Raw genomic sequence first — 22,980 nt, forward strand, 5'->3', positions numbered from 1 at the left:
CCTTGCCATTACTCGAATCAATTCACGCGTGAAGACCGCTACCCTCGAACAACTGCGTGACGGGCAACTCGCCGGCGCACGACAGCTCAAGCTCGCCTGCGGGTTGAGCGAATTTCCGCGCGAGATCTTCGACCTCGCCGACACCCTGGAGGTGCTCGACCTCTCGGGCAATGCGCTCACGTCGCTGCCGGACGACCTGCCGAAGCTGCGCCGTCTGCGCATTCTGTTCGCCTCGAACAACCCGTTCACCGAGTTGCCGCCCGTCCTCGGCGACTGCGAATCGCTGAGCATGGTCGGCTTCAAGGCGAACCGCATCCGCCGCGTTTCGGGGCGCGCGCTGCCGCCGCAATTGCGCTGGCTGATCCTGACCGATAACGACGTCGACGCGTTGCCGGCCGAAATCGGCGAGCGTCCGAATTTGCAGAAGCTGATGCTCGCCGGCAACCGGCTGCGCTCGTTGCCCGAGACGATGGCCGCTTGCAGCCGGCTCGAACTGCTGCGGATTTCGGCGAACCGGCTCGACGCCTTGCCCGACTGGCTGTTGCGCCTGCCGCGGCTCGCGTGGCTCGCCTACGCGGGCAATCCGCTGAACGTCGTGCGCGAGCAGGTTGCACTGGCCGATGCGCCGGTGCCCGATATCGACTGGCATACGCTCGCGCTCGGACAAACGCTTGGCGAGGGCGCATCGGGCGTGACGCATCGCGCGACGCGTCTCCTGCGCGACGGGCATCCGGTGGAGGCGGTCGCCGTCAAGCTGTTCAAGGGCGCGGTGACGAGCGACGGTTTGCCGGAGCTCGAAATGGCCGCGTGCCTGCAGGCCGGGCCGCACCCGAACCTCATCCCGGTGCTCGGCAAGATCACGGGGCATCCGCTGGGCGAGCACGGCCTCGTGATGGAACTGATCCCTCCGTCGTTCGCCAATCTCGCCGGGCCGCCGAGCCTCGACTCGTGTACGCGGGACGTCTATGCAGCCGAAGTTCTGTTCGACAGGCCGGTTGCACTGCAGATCGCGCGCGGGATCGCGTCGGCGGCGCGCCACCTGCATGGGCGCGGGATCATGCACGGCGATCTCTATGCGCACAACATCCTGCACGACGGCTCAGGGCACGTCTTGCTCGGCGACTTCGGCGCGGCGTCCTTTCACGATATCGACGATCGCGCGCAGACGCAGGCGCTCGAGCGCATCGAGGTGCGCGCGTTCGGCTGCCTGCTGGAAGAACTCGCGCAACGTCTGGCCGGAGAGGCCCATGATCGCGACGCCGGGTTCGACGCGCTGATTGCAGACTGTTTCGCCGAGCAAGTCGACAGGCGGCCTTCGTTCGATGAGATTGTCGAGCGGCTGTCTGCTTGACGCCATGAAACGGGCGGATTCGCTGACGCCCGGTGAATTTTCGCAAGCCGCTGAATACTCGGCGTGAAGGACAAGAATTCTGTCCTCTTTCCCACACTCATTCGTGCAACGAGCAACTACAGTTGAATCGTTGGGGATCAGTTGCACGTTGGACCCGCCATCGCCTGATTGCCGTCCCAGGGTGTGAACGCCATGAATAAATTCCTCAGCGCGCTATTGCTCGCTTCGGCGCCGTTCGTCGCGTGGGGCGAGACGCCATTCCTCCATTCACACAGCGCGATCGTGTACGACGTCGCGCGCCACGAAGTCCTGCTCGAAAAGAACGCCGACGAGGCCCAGCCGATCGCGTCGCTCACCAAGCTGATGACGGCGATGGTCGTGCTGGACAGCGCCCAGCCCTTGGGAGGCACGGTGACCGTCGACAACGACGACATCGATCGGCTCAAGCATACGGGGTCCCGCATCCCTATCGGTGCGTCGCTCGATCGAGGAGAGATGCTGCGTCTTGCGCTCATGGCGTCGGAGAACCGCGCTGCATCCGCGCTTTCGCATGCGTTCCCGGGCGGCCAGCCAGCGTTCATCCGGCAGATGAATGAAAAGGCGCGCGCGCTGAATATGGCCAATACGCACTTCGACGATCCAACCGGGCTCTCGCCCGAGAATCTCTCGACGGCGCGCGATGTCGTGAAGATGGCGGACGCCGCGGCGCGCTATCCGTTGATCAGCGAATACACGACGCTTCCCCGTTACGAAGAGGCGATCGGCACGAGGACGCGGTTCTATCACAACACCGACCCGATAGTGAGCTCAGCCGACTGGGACGTGCTGGTCGCAAAGACAGGCTATATCCGCGAGGCGGGGCGCTGCATCGTGGTCGATGCGAACATGCCGAACGGGCAGGTGATGATTGCGCTGCTCGGCTCGCGAACCTCGTGGGGACGCTCTGCCGATCTCGTCACGATACGGCGTTGGCTGAACGGCGACGACACGCCGGTCGTCGAACCGCGCTATTACGCAAGCGCCCGTGCGCATCATCACGATTCGATGCTCGCGCGTTCGCACGGCGTCAGGGTGCGGCTCGCATCGTACCGGAGCGCCCCGACGTCCGGTGCGCACCGGCAGAGCGTCAAACACCACGCCGGCAAGCGGGCGCACCATACGCTGGTTGCCGCGCTAGGCTAAACGGCATCCGTGCCGACCGGCGTGTAGATCGCGAGTTTCAGCGCCGGATCGTCGTTCGCCTGAAACGTTGCGTACTCGTAGCGCTGCGTACCGTGCTTCGCGTGCGCCAGGACCTTCTGGCCCGACGCGCCGCCGCGCACGTCGTGCGCACTCCACCACCTCGCGAACTCCTCGCTGCCTGAACGCAGGCGCTCTACCAGCTCGACGAACGCAGGGTCGCCCGCATAGAGATCGTGGCTCGTGCGAAACAGCGCGATCATGCGGCGGGCTTCATCGGACCAGCTCGCGCCAAAGAGCCGCCGTGCCTCGGGTTCGATGAACATGTAGACCATGATGTTGCGATCTTCGGCAGCGAGGCGATCGAAGCCAAGCAGATCCGCGGCGGCCTCGTTGCACACGAGGATGTCCCAGCGCCGGCCCGTGACGTACGCGGGCAGACCGAGACTGGCGACGATCCGCGAAAGGGTCGGCGGCACGCTCTCGCGGGCGAAGACGCGCGGCTCGCCACGCTGTGCGAGCGCGCGCAAATGGGCGGCTTCCGCCTTATCGAGCCGCAATGCCTGAGAAAGCGCATCGAGCGTCGCATCCGAAGGACTGACCGCGCGCCCCTGCTCGAGCCGCACATACCAGTCGACACCGATGCCCGCGAGTTCCGCGACTTCTTCACGCCGCAGGCCGGGCGTACGGCGGCGCTGGCCGCCGCCCAGGCCGACGTCGCCGGGTCTGAGCTTCTTGCGCCGGGAGCGCAGAAAATCGCCGAATTGGGTTTGTGTCGTGGCTGTCATCGCGTTCGCTTCGTGCAGGGTGGGACTGCGCAATCCTGGGATCGCAGCGGGCCTTGTTGCCCATTCTAAGCCTGCCAGAATCGGTTCGTTCCCCCTTCTGGAAGCGCCATGAAAGCTGCCATTCTGAAAACCCTCAACGCGCCGCTCGCGATCGAACAGATACCGGATCCCTCCGCGGGCACTGGCGAGGTCATCGTGGACGTCGTTGCGGCGCCGGTGTTGTCCTATGCGCAGGAAGTGTTCAGCGGAGAACGCCGTTATCCCATCGAGCTGCCGATCGTGCCTGGCTGCGGCGCGATCGGCCGGGTTCGAACCTTCGGCCCGGATGCGACGAAACTGCAACCGGGCGACTGGGTGTTCTGCGACCCGACCGTGCGCTCTCGCGACGACGCGCTCATGCCCGACATCGTGCTGCAGGGCTGGAGCGCGCGAGGCGAGGGCGGCCAGAAATTGCAGCGCTATTTCCATGACGGCCCGTTCGCGCAACAGCTACGGGTGCCGACCGAGAACGCGGTGCGTATCGGCGACATCGATCCGGCCGATGCCGCGCGATGGTGTGCGCTCAATACGCTGCTCGTGCCTTATGGCGGACTGCTCGCGTCCGATCTGCGGGCGGGCGAAATCCTGCTCGTGAGCGGCGCGACCGGCAACTTCGGCAGCGCGTGCGTCGCGGTGGCTCTCGCCATGGGGGCGCGGTGCGTCGTTGCACCTGGGCGCAACGTGCAGGCGCTCGAGAAGCTGGCGCGCAAATTTGGCGAGCGCGTGCGAACCGTGGCGCTTTCCGGCGACGAGGCAACGGATCGCGAACGCATGCAACGGGCGGCGCCTGGGCCGATAGACTGCGTGATGGACCTGATGCCGCCATCGGTGCCGGCGACGACGGTGCGCGCCGCGGTGATGGCGGTCCGCCCATACGGGCGCGTGGTCCTGATGGGCGGTGTCGGCATGCTGGGTGGAGCCGGGCTCGAACTGCCTTATCCGTGGATCATGCGCAATGACGTCACGGTGCGGGGCAAATGGATGTACCCCACGCACGCCGTGACGCTCATGACAGGTTTGATTCACGGGGCACTGCTCGATCTGCGCCATTTCGACGTCACGGCCTTCGCGCTCGACGATGCGAACGAGGCCGTCGCGCATGCTGCGGCGAACGGCGGCCCGTTCAATATGACGGTGATTTGCCCGTAGCGTCGATTCATGCGCCTTGCGGCGATGAACGGCGGGCGCCGGTCCGTCCTGCGAGTGCGCCAAGCGCCGTTCGAGGTAATTCTTCGGTGGCGAGGGCCCACAGCGAATACGCCACGCCGCGCTGGAACAACAAGCTGACAGCACTGCGAAGCTCGCCCCTGCCCAGCGCATAGACCGAGTCAGTGACGGCCTTGGCGCCGTGCATCAGCACGCTGGCGTGGCGGTAGCACCCCATCATGCAGGCATTGCACGGTTCGCGTTGATCGGGCAGGCGGTCGAGGTCGAACACGGAGCCCATGGGCTCGTGCCATGGTTCGCAACGCCAGACATCGAGGTTCCAGTCGATATAAAAATACTTGCTGCCGGCGATACACGGAATGAGTTGCTGTTCGCCGCGCACGAACCGCGCGACCTCGTCCAGTGCAGCGCCAGGGTCCATCACGCGAAAGCGCTTTTTGAGGGCCTCGATGGCACTCAATGCTTCGAGCAGCTCGTCACGGCTGAGGTCGACGAGCTTCGAATTTTCGTCATACACGAGCGATGTGGAACCGAATGCCTCGCGCCTTGGATAGGAAAACACCACGGAATCGAAGCCAAGCTGGTTGAGCGTCTCGGGAAGCGCTGCGTAACGGACCAGATGGCTCACCGTAACCGTTGCACAAACCGGGATGCCGAAGGCGTGCGCCTGAGCGATGCCCTCGCGGATGCGTGCCTCGAGGCCGGGCAGGCCGCGATTGCTCTCGTGCTCGCTCATGTCCGCACTATCGATAGAGATCAGGAGACGCTTGAGGCCGGCGGCAGCGAGCTGCTTGATGTGGCGGGGAAGGAACCAGCCGTTCGTGATCACGCCGCACTGGATGCCGGCATTCGTGGCCGAGCCTACAAGCGATTCGATTTGCGGGTGCACCAGAGGCTCGCCCCCCTGCAGCGTCATGTAGCGAATCTTGCGTCTGCGCAGCATCGGCATTGCGCGCGCAAACGCTTCAGGATCGAGATAGCGGCGCGGGCCCGCCATTTTCTTCTCACGCGAAAAGCCGCAGAAGTCGCATGCAGCGTTGCAAACGTTCGTCACCGAAACGTCACAGACCGCAGGCAGTGGATTGTGGGGCTCGCTCGCGCCGTTGCTTACATTTGGCAGACTGCGCCACTTGATGGTCCGCTCTGTCCTGTCCATGGTGCCCTCGAGGTTTGCCAACTCGTTCCGCACGAACCATCATAGGTGACGCACGCTACATGCGCCGGATCGGGAACGATATTTGTTCAATCACGGCTCCAACATATCCTGTTTGACCGGCTAGTGTCGGACGCCTTCAATCCCGATACTTGAAGGTGTCCCACTGGCCAGTTCCGGGCGGGTTCATGAACGCTATGCACGGATTGCAGAAGGAGAGGAAAATGGTTGACACCGCAACTACCAAGCCGCGCGCCATCGGCTTCAATCACGTCGCACTGGAAGTCGGCGATATCGAGGAAGCGCTGGCTTTCTACGGCCGCATCTTCGACTTTCAGTTGCGCGGCAAGAGCAGGACGATGGCCTTCATCGATCTTGGCGATCAATTCATCGCGTTGCAGGCGGGACGCAAACAGGCCGCCGACGACGGCCGGCATATCGGCCTCGTTGTCGATGACAAGGAGGCGGCGCGCGCCGCGCTAGAGGCGGCAGGCGTGAAGCCGCTCGACGGTCCGTTTCTGGATTTTCGCGACCCCTGGGGCAATCGCATCGAGATCGTAGGCTATGACAATATCCAGTACACGAAGGCGCCGAACGTTCTGCGCGGCATGGGCCTGATGCATCTGACCAAGAACGAAAGCGCGAAGAAGGAGCTGGCCGAAAAAGGGATGGCGGCGGGTTGATGTCCAGCTCCTGGTGACGGCCGATCGGCAGCATCGCTGCTTCGCTCAATTCGGTTGAGGTTGCAGTTGCGGCTCTTGTGGCGCCAGCTGCGGTTGCGGCGGCGGTTGTGGCGCCAGTTGCGGTTGCAGCGGCGCTTGCGGTGCCAGTTGCGGCTGTGATTGTGGCTGCTGCGGCGGTAGCGGCAGCGCAGGAGGTTGCGGCGCCGTGATCGGTTCGAGCCCGCTGTGCGTGATCGCGGCTGCCGCCTCCGGCGAGGACAGAAAGCGGATCAGCGCTTCTGCGCCGAGCGGATTTTTCGCTGTAGTCGCAATGCCCCCGGAGTACACCGTGTACCGTTGTACTTCCGCGGGCAGACTGCCGACCACCGATATCCCCTTCACCGGCAACAGTTCCACGACCTGCTGCAAGCCAATCTCGGCGTCGCCGTTCGCGACGACAGTGGCGACCCGCTCGGCGGAAACCATGCGGCTCTTGCTTTTCACACGCCCGTCAATGCCGAGACGCGAAAACAGTTCGTTGGCGATATAGACGCCACTGGGGCTTTCCGGATAGACAATCGACTTCGCTGCAAGCAGCGTGCGGCGCAAGGCGTCGACGGTGCTGATGTCAGGTTTCGGCGCCCCCTCGCGTACCACCATACCGATTGGCGAGCGTGCGAAGTCCACCTTGCTGCCAGGCACGACGTTGCCGGCGCGAATCTGGTCGTCGAGCGCATAGCTGACCACGATCAGCACGTCGGCCCACTCGCCACGCGCAAACCGCACGGGAATCGCAGTCAGGGCGGTGCCCGTCGCCGCCCCCCAGACGGTGGCCAGTGTATAGCCGCTCTCGTCCTCGAATTGCGGGCCCAGGTCACGATACGCTGGCGCAAACCAGCCCGACATCATGACTTTCACCTGGTCTGCCAGACACACGCCTGGGCCCAGTAACGCGAACGCTATGCCGAATGCGAGTGTGCGAACCCTCAGCTTGTGGATAGTCACGGTTGCGCCCCATCTCGATCGGCTGATCCGGCACCACGGACATGTATCGCTCCCTATTTGCAACGAAAGCGCGCAACGAAAGCATGCGATAAAAACGCGCGATGAAAGCGCGTCGTGGGTACGACCTTTTGCATCGTTTATACAACACGTTCGTTTGTGCACACACTGGTTTTCTTCGCCTCTGATAGTCTTTTCCCAGCGACAGTTCGGGCGGTTATCAAACTTGACGCGTGCGATCGTGAAATCGAAGACAGGGGGGCTTATCCATGTTGCATTGGCTTTCAAACTTGATTGCCCACAATGCCGCAACGCCGGAGAAGCAGGCTCAACGCGCGCTGGGTGAATTGCGCATGGCACTCTTCCAGGCCGAACAGCGGGTTCTGGATGCGCAATTGCAGGCCGAGTATTACCGCACGCGAATCGGGTTTTGCGAAGAAGTGCTGAAGGCTGGCATCGAACAGGTGTCGGACCTGCGCAAGGGGCAACGTGAAGCGGTTACGCACGACTTGCGCCCGAACCTGAAGCTCACGACTTCGCAATAGTCACGCACGGCAGACGGATTTCCTCCGGCGGCGATAGAGAGAGTAAAAGCATCACATTGTGATGTAATATCTATCGGAGGCGTTCGACAGTCGATGCAAGGCCGAATCCGTGCGGCGATTTGGGGACAAGGCGTGCGGCCGCATGGATCCGTGCGATGGCGAGGCATGGGCCGCTGCAGTTGCGGCTACGGCACCAAACTTGCTGAGTCGGTGTGTAGGGAACCCTACTGGTCGAACAACTAGACCCTACATCAGGAGACGATCATGGACAAACGTGAGAACAGCCACTCCCAGGAGATCGAACAGGACGACGTCGATCCGGCGAACGAACCGTATCTGCATCCGTATCGCTCGTTATTGCATGAGCCCACCGTCGTACTGGTTGGCAACCCAAGCGACCGCGCAGACGTCGCTACGTCGGCGATACTGGGCTACAACTGACTGCAACGTTCGCTCGCCGATTGCCGGGTCAAATACTCGGTATTCCGAATTATTGAATTCGGCGAGTCAGCGTTGGCGACAAGCGGACGATGTGCGCCCATCCGCGCGCATCGCGCTTTTCTTTCCCGCTTTTTCTTTCCGGTAGTCGGCAGAACGATCGACGCGCCGCTAGACGCGCGGTAGATCGTCGATGGATTTTTCGACGTTACCGTCCGGCACTTCCAGATCGATTCCATCGATTCCGTTGGGATGCGGCACCGGCTTGATCTTCGGGCCAAGGAATCTCATGCCGCCCAGCGTAAATACCGAATAAACCACGGCGCCCGAGCGGATGTCGCTGGTAACGGCCGCCACCTCGGAGATGGTGGGTGTCGAGAGCCAGTCGTGCGTCTGGGGGTCGATCAGCGCCCAGCGCACGTGTGTTACGCGGTCCGTTGAGGAACTGATGCGGACACCGTCGATACCATAGGTAGCCATAACCGTCACCCTCGAGGCGAGAATCCTAATGGTAATCCGTTCGCTGCCCGGGTGGTAGCGCGCCGGAGGCCTTCCACTCGACCGCGCTCACCACACCGCCTGGCTCGTGATTGCAAACTGCTTGAACTGGGTATCGACGCGCAACGGCGCGCCGCGCTCCGTCTTCTCGATGTGATCGACGAGCGGCAACCCCACGCCTTCGAGCCAGTCGGAGAGGCCCAGATCGACGGGCGTATCGATGCGCACGAATATGCCCGCGTTGGAGGCGAGCCAATGGCTGATCAGCGCCTTGGCGCGGCAGGCATCCGGCGAATCGGGGGCGATCACGGGGCCGATCACGTGCCCGTCGCCAAAGCGGCGAAAGAGGGCGAAGCCGATCAGGTCGCCATCGCGGTCGAGCGCGATGCCGCTCGCCTGATCGAGCAGCTTCGGCAGCATGTCGGAGCGGTCGAGGCCGCTTGCGCGCGTCGCCAGCTCGATGAGGCGGGGCCGGTCGCTGGCGCCGATCGGGCGCAGCCGCTCGCCCGCGGGCAGCGAGACGAGCGGCGGCTGAAACGCCGCGCCCTGGTGCTGGTGAATGCGGCCGATGCGCGTAAAGCCGAGCCGCTCGACGAGCGGCCAGCCCGTGTCGCTTGCGTGCAGCAGCAGCGTGCGCGAGGCGAGCGCCTGCATCCAGTGCTCGATCATGGCCCGGCCAATGCCGCGGCGCTGATGACTGGGCTTGACGATCAGCATGCCGAGCGTCGCCGCGTTGGGACCGAACAACCACGAGAAGGCCGTGCCGACGAGCGAGCCGCTTTCGTCCACGGCCACGATGCCTTCGCCGATGCGGGCCGCGAAACGCCAGTCTTCGGGGCGGTGCCGCCAGCGCACCGCCGTCGACAACGCATGCGCGGCGGCCAGATCGTCGGCAGTAAATGCGCGGTAGGTAATGACGCTGTTCAGGTTTGGGTCGGACACGCCGGCCTCCAGATTCTGTATACGCGTCCCGTGACTATCGCATCGCCCGCCGTGGCTGACTAGGACGATCTTCCTGTTTGGGCGCGCGCCCGGCCTGCGCCCGTGATGCAATGCAAAACGCGGGGTTGGACGGTCAATAACGCGTCGATTCTGCTGATTGCGCTTTTTTGTCGGCGAAATATGCGGTGGCAGTGGATCTACGATATTTCCCATCGAGACCAAGTCGAGGGAACCCAGTCATGGACCAGTTCGATCCTGCCGCAGTGGCTGCGCCCGTGGCTGAGAAAGCCGGCCATTTCATCGGCGGCGAGTGGGTCGCCGAGGGCGCGGCGCGCATCGGGGTCGCGCGGCCATCGGACGGCGTCGTCTATGCCTCGGCGCCGCTTGGCGATGCGCAACTGGTGGACCGCGCCGTCGACAACGCGAAGCGCGCGTTTCGCACGAGCGGCTGGCCACGCATGGCGCCGCGCGAGCGCGCCCGCATCCTGCGCCGCTTCGCCGACCTGATCGCCGCCGACACCGCCACGCTCGCGCCGCTCGAAGCGCTCGGCTCGACGCGCCCCGTGCGCGACGTGTGCGCGTGGGACGTGCCGTTCACGGCGGAAGGCATCCGCTTCTATGCCGAGTTCGCCGACAAGATCGGTGGCGAAGTCGTGGCCACCGATCACGACCATCTGGGCATGACGATCGCCGAGCCTCATGGCGTGGTCGGCGCGATCGCGCCGTGGAATTTTCCGCTCGTGATGGCATCGTGGAAGATCGGTCCGGCGCTCGCGGCGGGCAATGCCGTGGTGCTCAAGCCTTCGGAAATGACGCCGTTCTCCGTGCTGCGTCTGGCCGAACTCGCGATCGAGGCGGGCATTCCGGCGGGCATCTTCAACGTGGTGCAAGGCGACGGCGCGACGACCGGCGACGCACTCGTGCGCCACCCGGACGTCGCGAAAGTCACGTTCACGGGATCGACGCGCGCGGGCGCCGCGATCATGGCGGCGTGTGCGCAAAGCGGCACCAAGCCGGTCACGCTGGAGCTGGGCGGCAAGAGCCCGCAACTCGTGTTCGCGGATGCGCCGAAACTCGACGAGGTCGCGCGCCGCATCGCCGGCGCGATTGCCGTCAACGCGGGGCAGGTGTGCGTGGCCGGTTCGCGCCTGCTGGTCGAGCGCGCCGTTGCGGACGAACTCGTGTCTCGCATCGAGCAGGCGTTCGCTGAGCTGCGCGCCGGCGCGACGTGGGCTTCGGGCACGACGCTGCCGCCGATCATTTCGGAAACCCAGGCCGCGCGCATCGAAGGCATCGTCGAGCGCAGCGTGGCCGAAGGCGCCACGCTGTACTGCGGCGGCCGCCGCGCGGATGCGCCCGTGCCCGGCGCGTTCTACCTGCCCACCATCCTCACCGGCGTGACGCCGCAAACCGAGGCGGTGCGCGCCGAGATCTTCGGCCCGGTGCTCACGGTGCAGACCTTCGACACCGAGGAAGAAGCGCTCGCGCTCGCCTCGCATCCCGAATACGGCCTCGCCGCCGGCGTGCACACCGCGGATATCGGCCGCGCGCTGCGGCTCGTGCGCGCGCTGGAGGCGGGCACCGTGTGGGTCAACCGCTACGGACGCAGCAACGACTTCATGATCCCGACGGGCGGTTACAAACGTTCGGGCATGGGCAAGGATCTCGGGCGCCAGGGCTACGAAGCGCACCTGCGTTTCAAGAGCGTGCTGATCGATACGGGAACCTGACGCCATGCTAACGGTAATGCTGACGAATGACGCAGGAAAACGCACGGTCATGCGGCAATCACACGCTCGATGGCGCCACCGCAGAATCTGCTGTGGCGGCCCCCGCAAACGCGTGGTTTATACCGTGAAGTGCCCACGATTCGACGCCAACCCCAAATATTGCACTGTTTAAATTTTCCACAGGGACGCACTTCCACCTGTTCTCGCCACTGAGCCCGGAGCGGGTTCATCACACGAAAGGACTGCCATCATGATCGATTTCGAGCCGAAGTACATCACGTTCGACTGCTACGGCACGCTGACGAAGTTCCGCATGGCCGACATGGCGCGCGAGCTGTACGGCGACCGCCTCAAGGGCGCCGATCTCGAGAAGTTCGTCACGTTCTTCGCGGGCTATCGCCTCGATGAGGTGCTCGGCGCATGGAAGCCATACCGCGACGTGGTCGTCAATGCGGTGCGCCGCGCCTGCAAGCGCATGAACGTCGAGTTCGTCGAGTCCGAAGCCGAAAAATTCTATACCGCCGTGCCGACGTGGGGCCCGCACCCGGACGTACCGGAGGGTCTCTCGCGCCTGGCGAAGAAGTACAAGCTCGTGATTCTCTCGAACGCTTCGGACGACCAGATCCAGAGCAACGTCGACAAACTCGGCGCGCCGTTCCACCGCGTGTTCACGGCGCAGCAGGCGCAGTCGTACAAGCCGCGCATGCAGGGCTTCGAGTACATGTTCGATCAGCTCAACTGCAACCCCGGCGACGTGCTGCATGTTTCGTCGAGCCTGCGCTACGACATCATGACGGCGCACGACATGGGCATCAAGCACAAGGCCTTCGTCAAGCGCGGCCACGAGCCGGGCACGCCGTATTACGAGTACTACGAAGTCGAGACGATCGGCGAACTCGCCTCGCAACTGGGTCTGTGAGAATAGCGATAGCCGAGGCCGCCCGATGAAGCTCGATTCCTACTGGCTCGATACCGCCCCTGGCGGTCTGCTCGCGAGCGAGGGACCGGTGGAGGGCCGCGTGGACGTCGCCGTGGTGGGCGGCGGCTTCACGGGGCTTTCCGCGGCGCTCGCGTTTGGCCGCCGCGGCGCGAGCGTCGCGGTGCTGGACGCGGGCCGTATGGGTGGCGGCGCATCGGGGCGCAACGGCGGCCAGTGCAATACCGGCGTGGCGCAGGACTATGCGGCGCTGCGCGGGCAACTGGGCGTCGAGCGCGCGCAGGGTTGCTACCGCGCTTACGCGGCGGCCGTCGAGACCGTCGAGCGATTGATTCGCGAAGAAGGCATCGACTGCGACTACCTCGCTTCGGGCAAGCTCAAGCTCGCTGCGAAGCCGCATCACTTCGAACACCTCGAACGCACGGCTGAGCTGATTCGCCGCGAAGTCGATCCGGACGTCGAAATCATCGGCCGCGAACAGATTCGCAGTGAGGTGGAGTCGGACAGCTTCTATGGCGGTCTGCTTCAGAAGCACGGCGGCCAGATGCACATGGGCCGCTTTGCAGTGGGGCTCGCGAATGCAGCCGTACGTCGCGGCGCACGGCTCTACGAGCACGCCGCCGTGACGTCCATCGCGAAAGAGAGCGGCGGCTATCGCGTGGAGTCGGCACGCGGGACGTTGCGCGCGCAACAGGTATTGATCGCCACGGGTCCTTCGCGCCATGGGCCGTTCGCGTGGTACCGGCGGCGGCTTGCGCCGGTCGGCTCGTTCATCGTCGTGACGGAACCGCTGCCGCCCGCGCAGCTCATGCGGCTCTTGCCCAACCGCCGCTCGTACACGACGAGCCGCCTCATGCACAACTATTTCCGCGTGACGCCGGATTCGCGCCTGCTGTTCGGCGGCCGGGCGCGCTTCACGGCGTCGGAGCAGCCGTCCGATGCCAGGAGCGGCCGCATCCTGCAGCGCAATCTTGCGCAGTTCTTTCCGGCGCTCGCGAGCGTGCAGATCGATTACTGCTGGGGCGGGCTCGTCGATATCACCGCGGACCGCTTGCCGCGCGCGGGCCAACACGAAGGCGTGTGGTTCTCGATGGGCTACAGCGGTCACGGCACGCAGATGTCGACGCACATGGGTCAGGTGATGGCCGAGGTGATGAGCGGCAACCCGTCCGCGAATCCGTGGCGCGATTTCGCATGGCCCGCCATTCCGGGGCACACGGGCAAACCGTGGTTTTTGCCGCTCGTCGGCGCGTACTACCAGATCAAAGACGCCTTTTACTGACCCTGCTTTTCCACAACACACAGCCTCGATACGTCGAGCTGCGGCCCCCCACATCAGACGCGGAGAAGTTTCATGAGCATCGACAAATCGCTTGAAGACATCGCTCACCCGGGCGTGCGGCTCGAGGCATTGACGAAGCGCGGCGCCTCGCGCCGCGACCTCCTTCGCGCGATGGTCGCGGGGGGCATGATGTCGATGACGGGCGCGGGCCTGCTCGCCGCGAGCGGCGCGGCCTTTGCGCAGGAAAAGCCGAAGCAGGGCGGCAAGATCCGCGTGGCGACGCAGTCGTCGTCGGCTTCCGACACGCTCGATCCCGCGAAGGAGTCGGTGTCCACCGACTACGTGCGCGCGTACATGCTGTACAACGGGCTGACCGAGTACGACTCGCACCTCGGCGCGCAGATGGCGCTCGCGCAGTCGCTCGATACGAAGGACGCGACGGTGTGGGTCGTGAAGCTGCGCAGCGGCGTGCAGTTTCACGACGGCAAGACGCTCGCGCCCGCCGACGTGGTGTACTCGCTCATGCGCCACAAGGACGCCGCCGTGGGCTCGAAGGTCAAGACGCTCGCCGATCAGTTCCAGGACGTGAAGGCCACGGGCCCGAACGAAGTGACGATCACGCTTACGGGGGCAAACGCCGACCTGCCGGTGATTCTCGCCGACTCGCACTTCATGATCATCAAGGACGGCACGAACGACTTCAAGACGGCCGTGGGCACCGGCCCGTTCAAGCTCAAGGACTTCTCGCCGGGCGTGCGCACGGTCGTCGTGCGCAACGAACGCTACTGGAAGCCGGGCCTGCCGCATCTGGACGAGATCGAACTGGTCGGCATCGGCGACGAATCGGCGCGCGTGAACGCGCTGCTCTCGGGCGACGTGCAGCTCATCAACCAGGTGAGCCCGCGCTCGACCTCGCGCATCAAGGGCACGCCGGGCTTCGCGGTGAAGGAGACGAAGACGGGCCAGTACACCGACCTCATCATGCGCGACGAAGGCGGCGTCACGGGCAACGCGGACTTCCGCCGCGGCATGATGCACCTGTTCGACCGCGAGCAGATCCGCAACGCCGTGTTCCTCGGCTATGGCGCGATCGGCAACGATCAGCCGATCGATCCGACCAACAAGTATTACTTTGCCGGCCTGCCGGAACGCACGTTCGACCCGCAGAAGGCCAAGTTCTACTTCCAGAAGGCCAAGCTCGGCAGTACGCCGCTGCAGATCTATGCCTCCCCGGCGGCGGACGGCTCCGTCGAAATGGCGATGCTGCTGCAGCAGGTCGCGCCGCAGGCGGGCCTGAACCTTCAGGTGGTGCGCACGCCCGGCGACGGCTACTGGTCGAACCACTGGATGAAGCACCCGCTGACCTTCGGCAACATCAACGCGCGCCCGAGCGCCGATGTGATCTTCACGCAGTTCTTCAAGTCGGATGCGCCGTGGAACGAGGCGAACTGGAAGGACCCGAAGTTCGACCAGATGCTGCTGGCCGCGCGCGGCGAGCCGGACGACGCGAAGCGCAAGAAGATCTACGGCGACATGCAGGTACTCGTGCACAGCGACGGCGGCATCGGCATTCCGCTGTTTCTCAGTTCGCTCGACGCGCACACGACGAAGCTCAAGGGCCTCGGTTCGATTCCGATTGCCGGACTCATGGGCTTCAAGTTCGCCGAGAACGTCTGGCTCGAGGCGTAGTTCGAGGTGTGATGTGTGCGGCCGGTGTGCGCCTGGATGTGCGCCCGGCCACCGATTCCCCGCTTCATGATGCTCAGGGAGGCGACATCCGATGAAAGCTCACGCGCAACGTCTCATTGCCGCGCGTCTCGGTCTCGCGCTGCTCACGCTGCTGATCGTCTCGGCAATCGTGTTCGGTCTCACGGGCCTCTTGCCCGGCGACGCCGCGCAGCAGGCCCTCGGCCAGGCGGCCACGCCTGAGCAGGTGGCCGCGCTTCGGCACCAGTTCGGCCTCGACCAGCCCGCGCTCACGCGATATGTTCACTGGCTCCTGCAGGCCGTGACCGGCAACTTCGGCACGTCGGTGTCGAACAACCAGCCGGTCAGCGAACTGATCGCCACGCGTCTGCCGAACTCGCTCGTGCTCGCGGGGCTCACCACGGTCGTTTCGGTGCCGCTGGCGCTGGCTATCGGCATCTTTTCCGCCGTGTTCCGCGGCTCGCTGCTCGACCGCGTGCTCAACGTGCTCACGCTCTCCGCCGTGGCCGTGCCCGAATTTCTGGTCGCCACCATCGCCGTGCTGATCTTCGCGGTGAAGCTGCGCTGGCTGCCCGCGCTCTCGTACCTCTCGGAGGTGGACTCGTTCGGCACGCTCCTGCGCATCTACGCGATGCCGGTCATGACGCTGTGCTGCGTGATCGTCGCGCAGATGGCACGCATGACGCGCGCCGCCGTGCTCGACCAGCTGAGCGCGCCCTATGTGGAAATGGCGCGCCTGAAGGGGGCGTCGCCCGCTCGCATCGTGTTGCGCCACGTGCTGCCGAACACGATCGGCCCGATCGCCAATGCCGTCGCGCTGAGCCTCTCGTATCTTTTTGGCGGCGTGGTGATCGTGGAGTCGATCTTCAACTATCCGGGCCTCGCGAGCCTGATGGTCGACGCCGTGACGAACCGCGACCTGCCGCTCGTGCAGGGCTGCGTGATGGTGTTCTGCGCCGCGTATCTGGTGCTCGTGCTGATCGCGGACCTGTGTCAAATCGTATCCAACCCGAGGCTGCGTCAACGATGAACCGACCCGCCACATCTCATGCCGCGACCGTGCTCTACGCGACTAGCGAGAGCGAGGAGCGGTCCGCCGCCGACGTCGTCAAGGACGTACCGGGCGACGTTCCCACGCCGCCGCGCTCGCCGCTGCGCCGCATCGTCGGGCGCCTGTCGGTGCTCGGCCTGATCGGGCTTGCGATCGTCGTGTTCTGGCTCGGCGTGGCCTTCATCGGGCCGCTCGTCGCGCCGTACAAGGGCGGCGCGATCACCTCCACGGAGATCTTCGGCTCGTATAGCGCGGCGCATCTGCTCGGCACCGATTTCCTCGGCCGCGACATGCTGAGCCGCGTGCTCTACGGCACGCAGTACACCGTGGGCCTCGCGCTCGCAGCAACGCTGCTCGCAAGCGGTATCGGCACATTCTTCGGACTGCTTGCGGCGGTCGCGCCGCGCTGGATCGACGAGGTGCTGAGCCGCATTTTCGACGCGCTGATCTCCATTCCTAGCAAGGTGCTCGCGCTCGTCGTGATCGCGGCGTTCGGCTCGTCGGTGCCGATGCTCATCACCGTCGCGGCGCTCGCCTATATTCCGGGCGCGTTCCGTATCTCGCGCTCGCTGGCCGTGAACCTGATGACGCTCGAATACGTGCAGGTCGCCAGGGCGCGCGGTGAAGGGCTGTTCTATATCGCCCGTGTGGAAGTGCTGCCGAACATGATCCACCCCATGCTCGCCGACTTCGGCCTGCGCTTCGTGTTCATCGTGCTGCTGCTCTCCGGCCTCTCGTTCCTCGGCCTCGGCGTGCAGCCGCCGGACGCGGACTGGGGCTCGCTGGTGCGCGAGAACATTGGCGGCCTCGCGGAAGGCGCGCCCGCCGTGCTGATGCCGGCCGTCGCCATCGCGACGTTGACCGTGGGCGTGAACCTGCTGATCGACAGCCTGCGCCGTCACGGCGGCCGCGCGCATGGAGGCGGAAAATGAACATGATCGAAGTGACGGGCCTGCGTGTGGTCGCGGGCGCGGCGCCCGATGCGGTCGTCGAGATCGTCAAGGGTGTCGACTTCACGGTGAAGAAGGGCGAAGTGCTTGCGCTGATCGGCGAGTCGGGGTCGGGCAAGACCACCATCGCGCTCTCGCTGCTCGGCCATGCGCGCGACGGCTGCGCCATTGCGGGCGGCAGCGTAAAGATCGGCGATAAGGATGTGCTCGCGCTCGACGAACGCGGGCGCCGTGCGCTGCGTGCGCGCGTCGTGGCTTATGTCGCACAGAGCGCCTCGGCGGGCTTCAATCCGGCGCGCACGATCATGGACCAGGTGACCGAGCCCGCGCTGCTGCACAAGCTGATGTCGCCGGCAGCGGCGCGCGAGAAGGCGGTGAGCCTGTTTCGCGCGCTCGCGCTGCCTTCGCCCGAGACGATCGGCGCGCGCTATCCGCACCAGGTATCCGGCGGCCAGCTGCAGCGGCTGATGGCGGCGATGGCGCTGATCACCGATCCCGCCGTGGTCGTGTTCGACGAGCCCACCACGGCGCTCGACGTGACCACGCAGATCGAAGTGCTCGCGGCCTTTCGCAAGGTCGTGAGGGAGCTGGGCACGACGGCCGTGTACGTGTCGCACGATCTCGCGGTCGTTGCGCAGATGGCCGATCGTATCGTCGTCCTGAACAATGGCGCGGTGCGCGAAAACGGTACGATGCTCCAGGTGCTCGACGCCCCCGCCGACGATTACACGCGCGCGCTGCTGGCCGCGCGCCGCCACCCCGACCCCGGTCCGCCCGCCGTGCCGCCCGCCGCCGAGGTGCCGCTGCTCGAAGTGCGCAACCTGATCGCGGGCTATGGCCGGGTCGACGCGAACGGGGTGCCCGCCGTGCGCGTGCTGGAGGATGTGAGCTTGCGCATCCCGCGCGGCAGTGCGCTGGGCGTGATCGGCGAATCGGGCTCGGGCAAGACGACGCTCGCGCGCGTGGTGGCCGGGCTGGTCGAGCGCGCGAGCGGCGAGGTGCTGCTCGACGGCGTGCCGCTGCCCGCGACGCTTTCGGCGCGCACGCCCGACCAGTACCGGCGCATCCAGATCGTGTTCCAGAACGCCGACACGGCGCTCAACCCGAGCCGCACGATTGCCGATATCCTCGCGCGGCCCATGTGCTTCTATCACGGCCTGCGCGGTGCGCGGGCGCAAAAGCGCATGCTCGAACTGCTGGATCTCGTGAAGCTGCCCGCATCGATTGCGAAGCGTCAGCCGGGCGGTCTCTCGGGCGGCCAGAAGCAGCGCGTGAACCTGGCCCGCGCCCTTGCGGCCGAGCCAGCGCTCATTCTGTGCGACGAGGTGACGTCCGCGCTCGATACCGTCGTTGGCGCGGCGATTCTCGACCTGCTCGCCGAACTGCGGCGCGAACTGGGCGTCTCGTACATGTTCATCAGCCACGATATTTCAACGGTGCGCGCGATCTGCGACGACGTCGTCGTGCTGTATGGCGGCCAGTGCGTCGAAGCGGGCCAGCGCGACGTGCTGGAGGCGCCGCCTTATCACCCCTACACGGGTTTGCTCGTCGATTCGGTGCCGGCCCTGCAGCCGGGCTGGCTCGACGCGCGGCGCGCCGTGGCGGGCACGGCACTTCCGCCGCTCGGGGCGTCGGCCGAGGTGCGCGACCTGTGTGCGTTCCGAGCGCGTTGCCCGGTGCGTATCGATGGCGCGTGCAATGTGTCGGCACCCGCGATGAAGCGCTTGCCGAGCGGCGCGCAGATCCTTTGCCATCACACGACAGCGGAGCTGGAGCGCCTGCAGACCGCACAGGCTGCGCAAGTCGCGCAGGCAACGCAATCCACCCAATCCACCCAATCCACCAAGAGGGCGGCCGCATGAGTGCACGCTTCGTGAGAGTGGCGGAAGCGGGCCGCCCGACCTTCGAGATCGAGATCGACGGCCGCGTGTCGCAGGCCGCCGAGGGCGACACGCTGATGGTCGCGCTGCTCGCCACGCAGGACGCGCTGCGCGACTGCGAGTTCGACGAGGGGCGGCGCGCCGGCTTCTGCCTGATGGGCGCGTGCCAGGACTGCTGGGTGTGGACCGCGCAGGGCGAGCGGCTGCGCGCCTGCACGACGCCGGCTGCGCCGGGCATGTCGATCGTCACGCGCAACGCGCTTACCGGGGAGGGCGTATGGCCGCGCACGCAGAACTGAAGGTAGTCGTGATCGGCGCGGGACCGGCCGGCGTGCGCGCGGCGCAGACGCTGGTCGCGGCGGGCCTGCGTCCCGTCGTCGTGGATGAAGGGCGGCGCGACGGCGGGCAGATTTATCGGCGTCAGCCCGAAGGCTTCAAGCGCAGCTACGCAACGCTCTATGGCACCGAGGCCGAACGCGCGGCGTCGCTGCATCGCGACTTCGACGCGCTGCGCTCGCAGATCGACTACCTGCCCGACACGCTCGTCTGGAACGTCGGGCCGAAGTCCGTGCATTTGGCGAGCGGCGCGCGCTACCACGAACTGGCGTTCGACGCGCTGATCGTCTGCAGCGGCGCGACCGACCGGCTCATGCCGGTGCCGGGCTGGCATCTGGCGGGCGCCTATAGCCTGGGCGGCGCGCAGGTCGCGCTGAAGTCGCAGGGTTGCGCCATCGGCGCGCGCACCGTCATGATGGGCACCGGCCCGCTGCTTTACCTCGTTGCCGCGCAGTACGTGAAAGCGGGCGCAACGGTGAGCGCGGTGCTCGATACATCCACCCTCGGCCAGCGCATGCGCGCGTTGCCCGATTTGCTGCAAGTGCCCGCCACGCTGCGCAAGGGCATGGCGCTCCTGCGCACGCTGCGCCGCGCGGGTGTGCCGATGCATCGGGGCGTGATGCCGCTTGCGATCGAAGGCTCGCCCGAGCACGGCGTGACGGCGGTGCGCGTGAAACTCGCGAACAGCCGCGAAGCGCGCGTGGCGTGCGACGCCGTCGCGCTGGGCTATCACTTGCGCTCCGAAACGCAAATCGCGGATCTCGCGGGTTGCGCGTTCCATTTCGATCAAGCCGCGCGGCAATGGCTGCCCGAAATCGATCAGGACGGCCGCAGCAGCGTGGCGGGCGTTTATCTGGCCGGCGACGGCGCACGCGTGCGCGGCGCCGACGCGGCCGAGCGCGCGGGGCGGCTCGCCGCCTTGGCGGCATTGCAGGATGCGGGCGCGGGCTCATCGAACGGAACACTCGCCGAAGCGGCAAGACTGCGGGTTGAACTCGCACGTTTCACACGCTTCGCACAAGGCTTGCGCAATGCCTTTCCGTGGCCCGCGCATTTCGCGGCGACGCTGCCGGACGACACCGTCGTGTGCCGCTGCGAGGCCATCACGGCGGGCGAATTGCGCCGTGTGGTGCGCGAGACGGGCGCCACGGAAGCGAATCGCGCGAAGGCGTTTTCACGCGTAGGGATGGGGCGCTGCCAGGGCCGCTTCTGCGCGCACGCAGGGGCCGAAGTCATCGCAGCCGAGGCGCATGTGCCGCTGGAAGCCGTGGGCCGGCTGCGCGGGCAGGCGCCGGTCAAGCCGCTGACGATGGCGCTGAGCGCTGGCGGGAATGGCATCGACGAAGCGCAGGACGGCGCGGCGCTTGCCGCGCAAACGCAGCCCGGCGCATGCCGCACAAAGGAGTTCAGCGAATGACGGATCGCGCCGATGTGATCGTGATTGGAGGCGGCATCATCGGGACGTCCACGGCGTTCTTCCTGAGCCGTCGCAAGCGCTCAGTGATCCTGATCGAACGTGGGCTCACGGGCCAGCAGGCGAGCGGCGTGAACTTCGGCGGCGTGCGCCGCCAGGGACGCGCACTCTCGCAGCTTGCCATGTCCAATCGCGCGCTCGATATCTGGTATCGCGCGCAGTCGCTGCTTGGCGAGGACGTCGAATTTCTGCCTTCCGGCCACACGCGCGTGTGCTACCACGCACACGACGCCGAATACTTTCATCGCTACGCCGAGCAGGCGCGCGCCTACGGGCTCGATCTCGAAGTGCTCGAAGGTGCCGCGTTGTTCAAGCGCTTTCCGTTCCTGGGCCGCGAGGTGCTGGCCGCCTCTATCTCGCCGCGCGACGGCCACGCCAATCCGCGTCTGGCCGCACCGGCCTTCGGCCGCGCCGCCGCGAGGCTCGGCGCGACCCTCGTGGAGAACGCTGAAATCGTGCGCGTGGAAAAGGAAGCGGGCGGCTTTCGCGTGGAGAGCGCCACGGGCGCCGTGTGGCGCGCCGAGCAACTGCTTATCTGTGCGGGTGCGTGGGCGGGCGCCTTGTCCGCGCAATTCGGCGAGCCGGTGCCGCTCGTCGCGCGCGGCCCGCAAATGGCCGTGACCGAGCCCGTGCCCTACCGCTTCATGCATTCGATGGGCGTCTACACGTCGATCAAGGAAGAGAGCGTGTACTTCCGGCAGATTCCGCGCGGCAACCTCGTGCTGGGCGGCGGCGCTCCGGGGCCTGCCGACGCCGGCACGCGCCGCGCCGGCGTGCTGCCCGGCAACACTGTGCAGCAGATCGCGCAGTTCCGCCGGATGGTTCCTGCGCTCGCGCCGCTGCATGTGATCCGCGTGTGGAGCGGCGTGGAAAGCTACCTGCCGGATTCGGAGCCGGTGATCGGCCCGAGTTCGACGACGGAGGGGCTTTTCTATGCGTTCGGCTTTAGCGGCTCGGGCTTCCAGATCGGGCCGGGCGTGGGCGAGACGCTCGCGGAACTGCTCGATGCCGGCGCGACCGACATACCGCTCGAACCGTTTGCGATTGCGCGCTTCGGGCGCGCGGCGCCGGCTGTCGGCGTGAGCGCATCGACGGCCAGCGAGGCTTGATCATGCATGACGCGAATGCATTCGTTGCCGCGCCAGTCACTCCGCTTCGCGATGCGCTGGCGTATATCGACGCGAATTTCGACAAGTCCGTGAGCCTCGCCGAACTGGCCGAGGTATCGGCGCTCAGCGTCTCGCGATTCGCTACCGTGTTTCGTCAGCAGGTCGGCCTCTCGCCCTACAAGTACCTGTGCGAGGTGCGCGTGCGCCGCGCGCAGCTATTGCTGCTGGCAGGCGTGCCGGGCGCCGTGGTCGCGACGCAGGTCGGTTTCTTCGACCAGAGCCATCTGGCGCGCCATTTCAAGCGTTTTTGCGGTGTCACGCCGAGCGCCTTCCTGCAGCAGGCGAAGGCGCTCGAAGCGGCTTGAGCGTCTTCTGTCCTGCGTCGCGCGTCACAGAATGACGTAGACCTTGCGCATCGTTTCGTCGACTTCCCACGTGCCTTCCGTGTTGGCGGCGAAGAAGAGCGTATCGCCGCCGCGAAAATGCACTGTCGCCTCGCCGTCGGGCGTGAAGCGTCCGCTGCCGCTCAGGATATGCATGACCTCCGCTTCTTTCACCGAGCGTCGGTAGGTGCCGCTCGTGCATTCGAAAAGACCGGTGTCGATGGCCTCCGTGCCCGGAATCACCTTCTGCACGCCCGAAACGCGAATCGCCTGCGAGCCGGGTGTGCCCGCCGTGCCCCAGTCTTCGAGCGCCTGCATGTCGACGCTTTGCGTGATCTGCTGAACTTTCATCATTAGTTCGTTAGACTAAATAAAGG

Annotated in this window: 23 protein-coding genes; 17 read left to right on the forward strand and 6 right to left on the reverse strand. The window is 65.8% G+C overall.

Going from position 1 to position 22,980, the window contains the following annotated elements:
- Nucleotides 1-28: 28 nt before the first annotated feature.
- Nucleotides 29-1,351 (forward strand): leucine-rich repeat-containing protein kinase family protein, encoded by a 1,323-nt coding sequence (locus A3CW_RS0136645; protein WP_035515031.1) that lies wholly within the window; start codon nucleotides 29-31, stop codon nucleotides 1,349-1,351.
- A gap of 192 nt (nucleotides 1,352-1,543) precedes the next feature.
- Nucleotides 1,544-2,533 carry a serine hydrolase gene (locus A3CW_RS48785; RefSeq protein WP_081771988.1) on the forward strand — a complete coding sequence of 330 codons (990 nt, stop codon included), beginning with the start codon at nucleotides 1,544-1,546 and terminating at the stop codon, nucleotides 2,531-2,533.
- Here A3CW_RS48785 and A3CW_RS0136655 read toward each other — a convergent pair.
- Nucleotides 2,530-3,318: a helix-turn-helix transcriptional regulator gene (locus A3CW_RS0136655; protein ID WP_028207977.1), complete on the reverse strand. Its 789-nt coding sequence runs from the start codon at nucleotides 3,316-3,318 to the stop codon at nucleotides 2,530-2,532. The two genes, A3CW_RS48785 and A3CW_RS0136655, sit on opposite strands and share 4 nt — an antisense overlap.
- A 108-nt stretch (nucleotides 3,319-3,426) precedes the next feature.
- Between A3CW_RS0136655 and A3CW_RS0136660 the strand changes: the two genes are divergently transcribed.
- Nucleotides 3,427-4,506 carry a zinc-binding dehydrogenase gene (locus A3CW_RS0136660; RefSeq protein ID WP_028207978.1) on the forward strand — a complete coding sequence of 360 codons (1,080 nt, stop codon included), beginning with the start codon at nucleotides 3,427-3,429 and terminating at the stop codon, nucleotides 4,504-4,506.
- Nucleotides 4,507-4,513: 7 nt separating this feature from the next.
- Here A3CW_RS0136660 and A3CW_RS48790 read toward each other — a convergent pair whose 3' ends face one another.
- A complete protein-coding gene (locus A3CW_RS48790) occupies nucleotides 4,514-5,680 on the reverse strand; it encodes a radical SAM protein (RefSeq protein WP_028207979.1) in 1,167 nt (388 codons plus the stop codon).
- Between the two features lie 221 nt (nucleotides 5,681-5,901).
- Here A3CW_RS48790 and A3CW_RS0136670 point away from each other — a divergent pair, with 221 nt between their 5' ends.
- Nucleotides 5,902-6,360 carry a VOC family protein gene (locus A3CW_RS0136670; protein WP_028207980.1) on the forward strand — a complete coding sequence of 153 codons (459 nt, stop codon included), beginning with the start codon at nucleotides 5,902-5,904 and terminating at the stop codon, nucleotides 6,358-6,360.
- Between the two features lie 45 nt (nucleotides 6,361-6,405).
- Here A3CW_RS0136670 and A3CW_RS48795 read toward each other — a convergent pair whose 3' ends face one another.
- Nucleotides 6,406-7,629 (reverse strand): substrate-binding domain-containing protein, encoded by a 1,224-nt coding sequence (locus tag A3CW_RS48795; protein WP_245623841.1) that lies wholly within the window; start codon nucleotides 7,627-7,629, stop codon nucleotides 6,406-6,408.
- Here A3CW_RS48795 and A3CW_RS0136680 point away from each other — a divergent pair.
- Nucleotides 7,611-7,886, forward strand: a complete 276-nt coding sequence (locus tag A3CW_RS0136680) for a hypothetical protein (RefSeq protein ID WP_028207981.1) — start codon at nucleotides 7,611-7,613, stop codon at nucleotides 7,884-7,886. The genes A3CW_RS48795 and A3CW_RS0136680 overlap by 19 nt on opposite strands.
- Nucleotides 7,887-8,150: 264 nt before the next feature.
- A complete protein-coding gene (locus A3CW_RS53490) occupies nucleotides 8,151-8,327 on the forward strand; it encodes a hypothetical protein (RefSeq protein WP_169739133.1) in 177 nt (58 codons plus the stop codon).
- A 168-nt stretch (nucleotides 8,328-8,495) separates the two neighbouring features.
- Here A3CW_RS53490 and A3CW_RS0136690 read toward each other — a convergent pair whose 3' ends face one another.
- Both A3CW_RS0136690 and A3CW_RS0136695 read right to left on the reverse strand, forming a co-directional pair.
- Entirely contained in the window at nucleotides 8,496-8,804 is a 309-nt protein-coding gene (locus tag A3CW_RS0136690) for a hypothetical protein (protein ID WP_028207982.1), read from the reverse strand.
- 87 nt (nucleotides 8,805-8,891) lie between these two features.
- Nucleotides 8,892-9,764 (reverse strand): GNAT family N-acetyltransferase, encoded by an 873-nt coding sequence (locus A3CW_RS0136695; protein WP_028207983.1) that lies wholly within the window; start codon nucleotides 9,762-9,764, stop codon nucleotides 8,892-8,894.
- A gap of 239 nt (nucleotides 9,765-10,003) precedes the next feature.
- Between A3CW_RS0136695 and A3CW_RS0136700 the strand changes: the two genes are divergently transcribed.
- The 11 genes from A3CW_RS0136700 to A3CW_RS0136750 all read left to right on the forward strand — a co-directional run bounded on the left by A3CW_RS0136700 (nucleotide 10,004) and on the right by A3CW_RS0136750 (nucleotide 22,585).
- Entirely contained in the window at nucleotides 10,004-11,494 is a 1,491-nt protein-coding gene (locus A3CW_RS0136700) for an aldehyde dehydrogenase family protein (protein ID WP_028207984.1), read from the forward strand.
- A 250-nt stretch (nucleotides 11,495-11,744) separates the two neighbouring features.
- Complete coding sequence (locus A3CW_RS0136705; protein ID WP_028207985.1) at nucleotides 11,745-12,413, forward strand: haloacid dehalogenase type II; 669 nt, start codon at nucleotides 11,745-11,747, stop codon at nucleotides 12,411-12,413.
- Nucleotides 12,414-12,438: 25 nt separating this feature from the next.
- Nucleotides 12,439-13,713 carry an NAD(P)/FAD-dependent oxidoreductase gene (locus A3CW_RS0136710; RefSeq protein ID WP_028207986.1) on the forward strand — a complete coding sequence of 425 codons (1,275 nt, stop codon included), beginning with the start codon at nucleotides 12,439-12,441 and terminating at the stop codon, nucleotides 13,711-13,713.
- A gap of 72 nt (nucleotides 13,714-13,785) precedes the next feature.
- Entirely contained in the window at nucleotides 13,786-15,402 is a 1,617-nt protein-coding gene (locus A3CW_RS0136715) for an ABC transporter substrate-binding protein (protein ID WP_028207987.1), read from the forward strand.
- A gap of 91 nt (nucleotides 15,403-15,493) precedes the next feature.
- Nucleotides 15,494-16,450 carry an ABC transporter permease gene (locus tag A3CW_RS0136720; RefSeq protein WP_028207988.1) on the forward strand — a complete coding sequence of 319 codons (957 nt, stop codon included), beginning with the start codon at nucleotides 15,494-15,496 and terminating at the stop codon, nucleotides 16,448-16,450.
- Nucleotides 16,447-17,403 (forward strand): ABC transporter permease, encoded by a 957-nt coding sequence (locus A3CW_RS0136725; protein ID WP_028207989.1) that lies wholly within the window; start codon nucleotides 16,447-16,449, stop codon nucleotides 17,401-17,403. The genes A3CW_RS0136720 and A3CW_RS0136725 overlap by 4 nt, the downstream gene beginning before the upstream one ends.
- Entirely contained in the window at nucleotides 17,400-19,283 is a 1,884-nt protein-coding gene (locus A3CW_RS48800; RefSeq protein ID WP_081771990.1) for an ABC transporter ATP-binding protein, read from the forward strand. The genes A3CW_RS0136725 and A3CW_RS48800 overlap by 4 nt, the downstream gene beginning before the upstream one ends.
- Nucleotides 19,280-19,600 (forward strand): (2Fe-2S)-binding protein, encoded by a 321-nt coding sequence (locus A3CW_RS0136735; protein ID WP_028207990.1) that lies wholly within the window; start codon nucleotides 19,280-19,282, stop codon nucleotides 19,598-19,600. The genes A3CW_RS48800 and A3CW_RS0136735 overlap by 4 nt, the downstream gene beginning before the upstream one ends.
- Entirely contained in the window at nucleotides 19,579-21,054 is a 1,476-nt protein-coding gene (locus tag A3CW_RS48805) for an FAD/NAD(P)-dependent oxidoreductase (RefSeq protein ID WP_081771991.1), read from the forward strand. The genes A3CW_RS0136735 and A3CW_RS48805 overlap by 22 nt, the downstream gene beginning before the upstream one ends.
- Entirely contained in the window at nucleotides 21,051-22,220 is a 1,170-nt protein-coding gene (locus A3CW_RS48810; protein WP_035515034.1) for an NAD(P)/FAD-dependent oxidoreductase, read from the forward strand. The genes A3CW_RS48805 and A3CW_RS48810 overlap by 4 nt, the downstream gene beginning before the upstream one ends.
- Nucleotides 22,221-22,222: 2 nt before the next feature.
- Entirely contained in the window at nucleotides 22,223-22,585 is a 363-nt protein-coding gene (locus tag A3CW_RS0136750; RefSeq protein ID WP_035515036.1) for a helix-turn-helix domain-containing protein, read from the forward strand.
- A 24-nt stretch (nucleotides 22,586-22,609) separates the two neighbouring features.
- On the opposite strand, the gene A3CW_RS0136755 is transcribed toward A3CW_RS0136750, so the two are convergent.
- Nucleotides 22,610-22,954 carry a cupin domain-containing protein gene (locus A3CW_RS0136755; RefSeq protein WP_028207992.1) on the reverse strand — a complete coding sequence of 115 codons (345 nt, stop codon included), beginning with the start codon at nucleotides 22,952-22,954 and terminating at the stop codon, nucleotides 22,610-22,612.
- Nucleotides 22,955-22,980: the final 26 nt, after the last annotated feature.

The sequence above is a fragment of the Paraburkholderia nodosa DSM 21604 genome, assembly GCF_000519185.1.
Lineage (GTDB): Bacteria > Pseudomonadota > Gammaproteobacteria > Burkholderiales > Burkholderiaceae > Paraburkholderia > Paraburkholderia nodosa.